General features: G+C 67.0%; 10 protein-coding genes. All 10 read left to right on the forward strand.

The features are described from left to right. Window positions 1-230 precede the first annotated feature (230 nt). Window positions 231-1,397 carry a peptidoglycan glycosyltransferase FtsW gene (locus RSW2DRAFT_RS14265; RefSeq protein WP_008032144.1) on the forward strand — a complete coding sequence of 389 codons (1,167 nt, stop codon included), beginning with the start codon at window positions 231-233 and terminating at the stop codon, window positions 1,395-1,397. A 1-nt stretch (window position 1,398) separates the two neighbouring features. Next, window positions 1,399-2,511 (forward strand): UDP-N-acetylglucosamine--N-acetylmuramyl-(pentapeptide) pyrophosphoryl-undecaprenol N-acetylglucosamine transferase, encoded by a 1,113-nt coding sequence (locus tag RSW2DRAFT_RS14270; protein WP_008032147.1) that lies wholly within the window; start codon window positions 1,399-1,401, stop codon window positions 2,509-2,511. Continuing rightward, window positions 2,508-3,947: a UDP-N-acetylmuramate--L-alanine ligase gene (gene murC, locus RSW2DRAFT_RS14275; RefSeq protein ID WP_008032149.1), complete on the forward strand. Its 1,440-nt coding sequence runs from the start codon at window positions 2,508-2,510 to the stop codon at window positions 3,945-3,947. Before RSW2DRAFT_RS14270 ends, murC begins: the two co-directional genes overlap by 4 nt. A 2-nt stretch (window positions 3,948-3,949) precedes the next feature. Beyond that, window positions 3,950-4,204 (forward strand): DUF2484 family protein, encoded by a 255-nt coding sequence (locus tag RSW2DRAFT_RS14280; protein WP_008032152.1) that lies wholly within the window; start codon window positions 3,950-3,952, stop codon window positions 4,202-4,204. A 72-nt stretch (window positions 4,205-4,276) separates the two neighbouring features. Further along, entirely contained in the window at window positions 4,277-4,627 is a 351-nt protein-coding gene (locus RSW2DRAFT_RS14285; RefSeq protein ID WP_008032155.1) for a hypothetical protein, read from the forward strand. Between the two features lie 48 nt (window positions 4,628-4,675). Then, the gene (murB, locus tag RSW2DRAFT_RS14290) at window positions 4,676-5,626 is read left to right on the forward strand and encodes a UDP-N-acetylmuramate dehydrogenase (RefSeq protein ID WP_008032157.1); all 951 of its coding nucleotides are present in this window, start codon (window positions 4,676-4,678) and stop codon (window positions 5,624-5,626) included. A gap of 26 nt (window positions 5,627-5,652) precedes the next feature. After that, window positions 5,653-6,576, forward strand: coding sequence for a D-alanine--D-alanine ligase (locus tag RSW2DRAFT_RS14295; protein ID WP_008032159.1), 924 nt, complete (start codon window positions 5,653-5,655; stop codon window positions 6,574-6,576). Next, on the forward strand, window positions 6,564-7,523 hold the full coding sequence (locus RSW2DRAFT_RS14300; RefSeq protein ID WP_008032162.1) for a cell division protein FtsQ/DivIB: 960 nt from the start codon (window positions 6,564-6,566) through the stop codon (window positions 7,521-7,523). The genes RSW2DRAFT_RS14295 and RSW2DRAFT_RS14300 overlap by 13 nt, the downstream gene beginning before the upstream one ends. Beyond that, window positions 7,520-8,854, forward strand: coding sequence for a cell division protein FtsA (gene ftsA, locus RSW2DRAFT_RS14305; protein ID WP_008032164.1), 1,335 nt, complete (start codon window positions 7,520-7,522; stop codon window positions 8,852-8,854). Before RSW2DRAFT_RS14300 ends, ftsA begins: the two co-directional genes overlap by 4 nt. A 219-nt stretch (window positions 8,855-9,073) precedes the next feature. Further along, the coding region (gene ftsZ, locus RSW2DRAFT_RS14310; RefSeq protein WP_008032166.1) for a cell division protein FtsZ at window positions 9,074-10,462 on the forward strand (1,389 nt) is incomplete at its 3' end.

Consider the following 10,462-nt stretch of genomic DNA (forward strand, 5'->3'; position numbering starts at 1 on the left):
CGCTGGCAGATTTCATCTGTTCTCAAAGATCCCCGCCGGAGGCGCCTGCTGCCAGCACAGACGCTCCGCGGGGGATATTTAAGCAGAGAAGATGCCCAAGGGGGCGCGGCGGGGATTGCAGCCGCGCCTGCGCGTTTTTTCTGGCCAGAGCCTGCGATCTTGGCTAGACTTGCGCGCAGACCCGGACAACCGGGCAATCGGCAGTGCGGCGTGTATCAGGCGGTTTTCCCATGACAGAGATGGTTTATGGCTCCATGCCCGCAAGGGTCAGCGAGCCGGTTCTTCCCCGCTGGTGGCGCACCATCGACAAATGGTCGATGACGGCGGTGCTGGCCTTGTTTGGCATCGGCATCCTGCTGGGGCTGGCGGCCTCGGTGCCGTTGGCCACCCGCAACGGGTTGGAGCCATTCTATTACGTGCAGCGGCAGGCGTTCTTTGGTGGCCTCGCGATGCTGGCGATGCTGGGATGCTCGATGCTGTCGCCCGCCATGGTGCGCAGGCTGGGGGTGGCGGGGTTCCTGGTGGCCTTCCTGGCGCTGGCGGCGCTGCCGGTGTTTGGCACCGATTTCGGCAAGGGGGCGGTGCGCTGGTTCAGCCTTGGCTTTGCCTCGGTGCAGCCGTCCGAGTTTCTGAAGCCCGGCTTCATCATCCTGACCGCCTGGCTGATGGCGGCCTCGCAAGAGGTGAACGGCCCGCCCGGCCGCAGCCTGTCTTTCGCCATTGCCATCGTCATCACCGGCTTTCTGGCGCTGCAACCCGATTTCGGCCAGGCCATGCTGGTGCTGTTCGGCTGGGGCGTAGTGTATTTCGTCGGCGGTGCGCCATTTGCGCTGATCGCGGTGGTGCTGGCGCTGGTGGGCGGCGCGGGCTTTGTGGCCTACAACGGCTCGGAACACTTTGCCCGGCGCATTGACGGCTTCCTGTCGCCTGATCTCGACCCGCGCACCCAGCTTGGCTATGCCACCAACGCCATTCAGGAGGGCGGCTTTTTCGGCGTCGGCGTCGGCGAGGGCCAGGTGAAATGGTCGCTGCCCGATGCCCATACCGATTTCATCATCGCCGTGGCGGCCGAGGAATACGGGCTGATCCTGGTGCTGTGCATCATCGGGCTTTATGCCACCGTGGTGGTGCGGTCCTTGCTGCGGCTGACGCATGAGCGTGACCCGTTCATCCGGCTGTCGGGCGCGGGGCTGGCCTGCATCTTCGGCGTCCAGGCGATGATCAACATGGGCGTTGCGGTGCGGCTGCTGCCCGCCAAGGGGATGACGTTGCCCTTCGTGTCCTATGGCGGGTCTTCGGTGATCGCGGCTGGCATCACCGTGGGCATGCTTCTGGCGATGACGCGCACGCGACCGCAGGGCCAGATGAGCGACATCCTGTTCCAGCGGGGGCGCTAAGATGCTGCCGGTCATTCCCGCCCGCGAGCCGTTGCTGCTGATCGCCGCGGGCGGCACCGGCGGCCACATGTTCCCGGCGCAGGCGTTGGCCGAGGCGATGGTGCGGCGTGGCTGGCGGGTGCGGCTTTCCACCGATGCCCGCGGCGCGCGCTATGCCGGGGGTTTTCCGCATGTGGTGGAAGTGGTCGAGGTGGACTCGGCCACTTTTGCCCGTGGCGGGGTGCTGGCCAAGCTGGCAGTGCCGTTCCGCATCATGGGCGGGGTGATGGGGGCGGTGGCGGGCTTTTTGCGCGACCGACCGGCGGTGGTGGTGGGCTTTGGCGGCTATCCGTCGATCCCGGCGCTGGCGGCGGCCACGGTGCTGCGGCTGCCGCGGATGATCCATGAACAGAACGGCCTGCTGGGCAAGGTGAACGCGATCTTCGCGCCGCGCGTCGATGCCGTGGCCTGCGGCACCTGGCCGACCGCGCTGCCCGAGGGCGTGCAGGGCACCCACACCGGCAATCCGGTGCGCGCCTCGGTGCTGGAGCGGGCGGCGGCGGGCTATATCCCGCCCGGCGACTATCCGATGAGCCTGCTGGTGATCGGCGGCAGCCAGGGCGCGCGTATCCTGTCGGACGTGGTGCCCGCCGCAGTGGCGATGCTGCCCGAGGCGGTGCACAGCCAGTTGCGGGTGGCGCATCAGGCCCGGCTGGAGGATGTGGCCCGGGTGCAGCGCGCCTATGCCGAGGCCGGGATTGACGCCGATGTGCAGCCGTTCTTCACCGACATCCCGCGCCGGCTGACCGAGGCGCAACTGGTGATCAGCCGCGCCGGGGCCTCGTCGGTGGCCGATATCTCGGTGATCGGGCGGCCGTCGATCCTGATCCCCTATGCCGTGGCCACCGGCGACCACCAGACTGCCAATGCCCGCGGGCTGGTGGATGCCGAGGCCGCGATCCTGATGCCGGAATCCAAGCTTGACGCGGAGGTGCTTTGCACGCAAATCACCGCCGTGTTGACCAACCCGCCCGCCGCCGAACGCATGGCCCGCAACGCGCTGGCGCAGGGCGTGCCCGATGCCACCCAGCGGCTGGTGTCGCTGGTCGAGGGGCTGAGAAAGGACAAGCGATGAACGCTGCCACCAAACTGCCCGGCGAACTGGGCGCCATCCATTTCGTCGGCATCGGCGGCATCGGCATGTCGGGCATCGCCGAAGTGCTGATGACGCTGGGCTACCGGGTGCAGGGCTCGGACGCCAAGGCCAGCAAGATCACCGACCGGCTGGTGTCGCTGGGCGCCACGTTCTTTGAAGGCCAGCGCGCCGCCAATCTGGGCGAGGCGGCGGTGGTGGTGATCTCTTCCGCCATCAAGAAGGGCAACCCGGAGCTTGAAGAAGCCCGCCGACGCCAGTTGCCGGTGGTGCGCCGCGCCGAGATGCTGGCCGAGCTGATGCGGCTGAAATCGAACATTGCGATCGCCGGAACCCACGGAAAAACCACCACAACCACCATGGTTGCAACATTACTGGATAAAGGCGGCTTTGACCCCACGGTGATCAACGGCGGGGTGATCCATGCTTACGGCTCCAACGCCCGCGCCGGGGAAGGCGAGTGGATGGTGGTCGAGGCCGACGAATCCGACGGCTCTTTCAACCGCCTGCCCGCCACCATTGCCATCGTCACCAACATCGACCCTGAACACATGGAGCACTGGGGCACCTTCGAAAACCTGCGCAAGGGGTTCTACGATTTCGTCTCCAACATCCCGTTCTACGGGCTGGCGGTGTGCTGCACCGACCATGCCGAAGTGCAGGCGCTGGTGGGGCGGGTGACGGACCGCCGCATCGTCACCTTCGGTTTCAACGCCCAGGCCGATGTGCGGGCGATCAACCTGACCTATGACGCCGGTGTGGCGCATTTCGATGTGGCCTTGCAAGGCGAAGGCCCTGACGACACCGGGAAGATTGCGGTGATCGAGGGCTGCACCCTGCCGATGCCGGGCGATCACAACGTCTCCAACGCCCTCGCCGCGATTGCCGTGGCCCGGCATCTGGGGATGAAAAAGGCGGAAATCCGCGAGGCCCTGGCCGGTTTCGCCGGGGTCAACCGCCGCTTTACCCGGGTCGGCGTGGTGAACGGCGTCACCATCATCGACGATTACGGCCACCACCCGGTCGAGATTGCCGCCGTGCTGCGCGCAGCCCGTCAGGCCACCGCCGGAACCCCCGGCGCGCGGGTGATCGCCGTGCATCAGCCGCACCGCTACACAAGGCTGCACAGCCTGTTCGACGACTTCTGCACCTGCTTCAACGAGGCCGATGTGGTGGCGATTGCCGAGGTTTATGCCGCCGGTGAAGACCCGATCCCCGGGGCCAGCCGCGACGATCTGGTGGCGGGGCTGATCGCCCACGGCCACCGCCACGCCCGCGCCATCCTGAACGAGGACGATCTGGAACGGCTGGTGCGCGAGCAGGCCCGGCCCGGCGACATGGTGGTCTGCCTTGGCGCGGGCACAATTTCCGCCTGGGCCAACGGCCTGCCCGCAAGGCTGCTGGGCGCGGCGGCATAGCGATGACGCCTTTGGTGCTGGGCTGCCTTTGGGTGATTGCGGCGGCGATCACCGCCATGCTGCCGATGAAACGGCAGATGGTTCCGGGTCTGGCGCTGATCCTTGCAGCACCGGTGCTGCTGGTCTGGATCGGGTTGACGCATGGCATCTGGTGGACCGCCTTCGGGCTGTTCGCCTTCGGCTCGATGTTCCGCAAGCCGTTGATGTATCTGCTGAAACGCGCGCTGGGCCGGGCCACGCCCACCCGCCCGTCCTGAGCCCGCAAGTCGCATGGCCAAGCCGCGCGACTTCGGCCATGCTGCCGCCACATCAACCCGGAGCCTGCCCGCATGACCCCGCCCCTGTCGCTGCCCTTGCGCCTGTTCCGCTGGATCCTGCCACAGCCGCAGCCCGGCAAGCCCAACATCGTGCTGATCGCCGCCTTCCGGCTGATCCTGCTGGGCGGCGGCGCGGGGCTTGGCCTGGGCCTGCCGAGCCTGATCCCCGCCCTGTCCACCCCGCTGCTTTACCTGATCTGGGCACTGGCCGCCGCGATCTCGCTGCCGCTGGCCCTGAAAGCCCGCCGCACGCCCGAGGACGACCCGATCCGCCTGTTCCGCCTGACCACCGCCGCCGCCGCGCTGTTCGGCAGCACCGTGGCGCTGGCGGTGTTCCATATGCTGCGGCTGGTGGCGGGGTAGCGTGCCCACCCCCTTGCCCGAACCCGGCGCTGCGGCTATCCCTCGGGCATGACGCAGCTTCCCACTCCCCGCGGCACTTTGACGGCCAAAAAGCCTTTGGCCGACCTGACCTGGCTTCGTGTCGGCGGGCCGGCGGAGTGGGTGTTTCAGCCGGCCGATCTGGCGGATTTGCGGGGGTTTCTGGCGGAGCTTGACCCGGGCGTGCCGGTGTTTCCCATTGGCGTCGGCTCGAACCTGATCGTGCGGGATGGCGGGATGCGCGGGGTGGTGGTGCGGCTGGGGCGGGGGTTCAACGAGATTGCGGTGCAGGATGGCACCGTGATCGCCGGGGCGGCGGCGCTGGACGGGCATGTGGCGCGGCGGGCGGCGGAGGCGGGGGTTGATCTGACCTTTTTGCGCACCATTCCGGGGGCGATTGGCGGGGCGGTGAAGATGAACGCCGGGTGCTATGGCGCCTATGTTGCCGATCATCTGGTGGAAATTCAGGTGGTTACGCGGCAGGGCGAGGTGATCACCATCCCCGCCGCCGACCTGCATCTGCGCTATCGGCAGTCCGATCTGCCCGAGGGCTGCATCATCACTCGGGCGACCTTCCGGGCGGCAAAGGCCGACCCTGCGGCGTTGGAGGCGCGGATGGCCGAGCAGATTGCCAAGCGCGACGCCAGCCAGCCGACCAAGGACCGCTCGGCGGGCTCGACGTTCCGCAATCCGGTCGGCCATTCCTCGACGGGCCGGGCCGATGACAGCCACGAATTGAAGGCCTGGAAGGTGATCGACGAGGCCGGGATGCGGGGGGCGCGGCTTGGCGGGGCGCAGATCAGCCCGATGCACTCGAATTTTCTGATCAACACCGGTGGCGCCACTGCCGCCGATCTGGAAGATTTGGGCGAGGCGGTGCGAAAAAGGGTTTTCGAAACCAGCGGTTTGACGCTAGAGTGGGAAATCATGCGGGTCGGTGAACGGCTCGCGGAAAAACAAGACGACGAAAAACAAGAATAACGGGCCAAAGGTCCGATGAGGCAGTGATGGCGGGCATGTCGGGCAAGACAGGCTCCCGTGTGGCGGTGTTGATGGGTGGGCTTTCCGCAGAGCGGGAAGTGTCGCTGGTCTCGGGGCGCGAATGTGCCCAAGCCCTGCGGGAAGCCGGATTTCAGGTGATCGAGGTCGATGCCGACCGCGACCTGTGCGCGCGCCTGAGCGAAATTCAACCAGATGTGGTGTTCAACGCCTTGCATGGCCGCTGGGGCGAGGATGGCTGCGTCCAGGGCATGCTGGAGTGGCTGGGCCTGCCCTATACCCATTCGGGGGTGCTGGCCTCGGCTCTGGCGATGGACAAGGCGCGGGCCAAGGAGGCTTACCGCGCTGCCGGATTGCCGATTGTCGAAAGCCGACTGGCCTGCACCGCCGAGGTGAAGGCGCGCCACGTGATGCCGCCGCCCTATGTGGTGAAGCCCAACAACGAAGGCTCCTCGGTCGGCGTCTATCTGGTGCAGGACGCGGCCAACAGCCCGCCGCAACTGGGTGCGGACATGCCCGAGGTGGTGATGGTGGAAACCTATGCGCCGGGGCGCGAGTTGACGGTTTCGGTGATGGGCGAGCGGGCGCTGGCGGTGACGGATATCATCACCACCGGCTGGTATGACTATGATGCCAAATACAAACCCGGCGGCTCGCGGCATGTGGTGCCGGCTGACTTGCCGCAGGAAATCACCGCAGCCTGTCTGGAATACGCCCTGCGGGCGCATCGGGCGCTGGGCTGTCGGGGCCTCAGCCGCACCGATTTCCGCTGGGACGAAAGCCGGGGGCTGGCGGGATTGATCCTGCTGGAAACCAACACCCAGCCCGGCATGACCCCCACCTCGCTGTCGCCGGAACAGGCGGCGCAGTGTGGCATCTCGTTCCCCGAATTGTGCCGCTGGATGGTGGAGGACGCCTCATGCAACCGCTGATCGCCCCGCCGCGGCTTGTGGCCACCCGCGCCGTCGCCAGCAAAGCCGCCCCCGCCCCCGCCCGCGCCGAGGCCAAAGCCGAAGCGCCGCGCCGCGACCCGGCCCCCAGCCGGGCGGCCTATCGCTGGCACCGGCTGTGGCTGACGCCGCTATTCCGCACGCTGATGCGGGTGGGGCTGCCGGCCTTTGTCATCGTCATGGGGCTTGGGCTCTATTTGGGCAATGCCGACCGCCGCGCCGCCCTGACCGGCCATTTCACCGACCTGCGCGCCGCGTTGGAGCAGCGGCCGGAATTCATGGTCAGCCTGATGTCGATCGACGGTGCCACCCCGGCGCTGGCCGATGCGATCCGCAAGGTGGCGGCGGTGCCGCTGCCGAAAAGCTCTTTCGACATTGACCTGCTGGCGCTGCGCGACCGGATTGCCACGCTGGATGCGGTGGCCACCGCCGATGTGCGGGTGAAATCGGGCGGGGTGCTGCAAATCCGCATTACCGAGCGGGTGCCAGCGGTGGTCTTGCGCAAGCCCGATGCGCTGGAACTGCTGGATGCCAGCGGGCACCGGGTGGCGCTGGTGCTGGCGCGGGCCGACCGCCCCGATCTGCCGCTGCTGGCGGGCGACGGGGCTGCCAAGGCGGTGCCCGAGGCCTTGCAGATCATCGCCGCTGCCGGGCCGCTGGTGCCGCGCCTGCGCGGGCTGGTGCGGATGGGCGACCGGCGCTGGGACATCGTGCTGGACCGTGACCAGCGCATCCTGCTGCCAGCCACCGATCCGGTAAAGGCGCTGGAGCGCATCCTGGCGCTGGACAAGGCCGAAAACCTGCTGGCGCGCGATATTCTGACGGTCGATCTGCGCTTGCAGGAACGCCCGGTGCTGCGCCTTGCCCCCAACGCCTTGCGCGAAATGCGCCGCGCCAATGGAATTGAAACCGTGGAGAGTTCCCTATGACCGATCTTTACCAATCCCAGCGGGCGATGCGCAACATGCGCCGGGCCGCCATGCAGCGCGGCGTGATCGCCATTCTGGATGTGGGATCGTCGAAGATCGCCTGCCTGATCCTGCGGTTCGACGGGGCGGCCAAACTGCGCGAGGTCGATGGCGTCGGGCCGATGGCCGGGCAATCCAGTTTCCGGGTGATCGGGGCCGCCACCACCCGCTCGCGCGGGGTGAATTTCGGTGAAATCACCGTGATGAATGAAACCGAGCGCGCCATCCGCACCGCCGTGCAGGCGGCGCAGAAGATGGCCAACGTGCGGGTCGATCATGTGATCGCCTGTTTCTCGGGGGCGGAGCCGCGCAGCTACGGGCTGGCGGGCGAGTGGGACTTGCAGGATTCGGTGGTGACCGAGCAGGACGTGGCCCGCGTGCTTTCCGCCTGCGACGTGCCCGATATCGGTTCGGGCCGCGAGGTGCTGCACGCCCAGCCGGTGAACTTTGCGCTGGACCATCGTTCCGGCCTTGGCGATCCGCGTGGGCAGATCGGCAACCGGCTGGCCTGCGACATGCACATGCTGTCGGTCGATGCCTCGGTGGTGCAGAACCTGCTTTACTGCATCAAGCGCTGCGATCTGGAACTGGCGGGGATCGCGTCGTCGGCCTATGTCTCGGGCATTTCCAGCCTGGTCGAGGACGAGCAGGAACTGGGCGCTGCCTGCATCGACATGGGCGGCGGCACCACCGGCGTGTCGGTCTTCATGAAAAAGCACATGATCTTTGCCGATTCTGTGCGGATGGGCGGCGACCATGTGACCTCGGATATCTCCAAGGGGCTGTCGGTGCCGCTGGCGGTGGCGGAACGCATCAAGACCAAGCATGGCGGCGTGCAGGCCACCGGCATGGATGACCGCGACATGATCGAAACGGGGGGCGACAGCGGCGACTGGGAAAAGGACCGCCGTCAGGTCAGCCGCACCGAGCTGATCGGCATCATGCGGCCACGGGTCGAGGAAATTCTGGAGGAAGCCCGCGCAAGGCTGGATGCGGCCGGGTTCGAGCATCTGCCCAGCCAGCAGATCGTGCTGACCGGGGGTGCCAGCCAGATCCCCGGCCTGGACGGGCTGGCCGCGCGAATCCTTGGCCAGCGGGTGCGGCTGGGGCGGCCCTTGCGGGTGCAGGGATTGCCGCAAGCGGTGACTGGACCGGCGTTCAGTAGTGCCGTAGGGTTGTGTTTGTTTGCGGCACACCCGCAAGACGAGTGGTGGGATTTCGATATTCCCGCCGAAAGATACCCGGCGCGGTCACTGAAAAGGGCGCTTAAATGGTTCAAGGACAACTGGTAACCCGCAATATCCTGCGTCTGTGGCGAAATCCCGCTGAAAATCGCGGGGTATGCCCCATATTTTGTGGGCAATCCTTGTTTTTTTCGTGACCTCGGCACGATCTGTGGATAGAATCCGGGATAAGTCGTGATTTGCAGCCCGGGACAGGTATGCAAACCGAAAATTCGGCACCTTGGCGGCGCTTTTGGCGGCAATCAAAAAACAACAGGCGGACAGGCAATGGCACTTAATCTGACGATGACCTCGCAGCGCGAAGATCTGAAGCCGCGCATCACGGTATTCGGTGTCGGCGGGGCGGGGGGCAACGCCGTCAACAACATGATCGACAAGAACCTTGAGGGTGTCGAATTCGTGGTGGCCAACACCGACGCGCAGGCGTTGCAGCAAAGCCGGGCCGGGTCGCGCATCCAGATGGGGCCGAAAGCCACCGAAGGTCTGGGCGCGGGTGCCCGCCCGACCGTTGGCGCCGCCGCCGCCGAGGAAACCATCGAGGAAATCGTTGACCAGCTTGCCGGCGCCCACATGTGCTTCATCACCGCCGGCATGGGTGGCGGCACCGGCACCGGGGCGGCGCCGATCATCGCGCAGGCCGCGCGCGAGCTGGGTGTGCTGACCGTCGGCGTGGTGACCAAGCCCTTCCAGTTCGAAGGCAACAAGCGGATGAAGCAGGCCGAGGACGGCATCGAGGCTCTGCAGAAGGTCGTCGATACCCTGATCATCATTCCCAACCAGAACCTGTTCCGGCTGGCCAACGAACGCACCACCTTTACCGAAGCCTTCGCCATGGCCGATGATGTGCTGTATCAGGGCGTCAAGGGTGTCACCGACCTGATGGTGCGCCCCGGCCTGATCAACCTCGATTTCGCCGACGTGCGTGCGGTGATGGACGAGATGGGCAAGGCGATGATGGGCACCGGCGAGGCCTCGGGCGAGAACCGCGCCGTGCAGGCCGCCGAAAAGGCGATTGCCAATCCGCTGCTGGACGAGATCAGCCTGCATGGCGCCAAGGGCGTGCTGATCAACATCACCGGCGGCTATGACCTGACGCTGTTCGAACTGGACGAGGCCGCCAACATCATCCGCGAAAAGGTCGATCCCGACGCCAACATCATCGTCGGCTCGACGCTGGATACCGCGATGGAAGGCACCATCCGGGTTTCCGTGGTGGCCACCGGCATCGACGCCAATCAGGCCAACCGGGCCGAGCCCGCCGTGGCCCGCCGCTCCGCGACCATGACGCAACCGGCGGTGTTCAGCGCCCCGGAAGCCCGGCTGGAACTGCGGCAAGAGCCGCGCCACGAGGCTGCGGCCCCCGCCGCCCCGGCGCCCAGCCTGTTTGACGGCATGGAGCAGGCGCTGGCTGCGCCGCAGGCCGACTATGCCGAGCCCGAGTATGACGACGCGCCGGAGGCAGACGACATGCCGCCGCCCGCCTATCGCCCGCAAGCTGCCGCCCCGGCGCCGCAACCGCGCCCGCTGACCGCCGCCCTTGATCAGGACGCTGCCGCTTTCGTGGCACCGCGGCCGCGGCCGATGGGCACACCGTCGCCCGAGGCGATGGCCCGCCTGCAAGCCGCCGTCAGCAAGAACCCCGGCGCCCGGCCGCAA

The sequence above is a fragment of the Rhodobacter ferrooxidans genome (assembly GCF_000176015.1).
GTDB classification, from domain to species: Bacteria; Pseudomonadota; Alphaproteobacteria; order Rhodobacterales; family Rhodobacteraceae; genus Pseudorhodobacter_B; species Pseudorhodobacter_B ferrooxidans.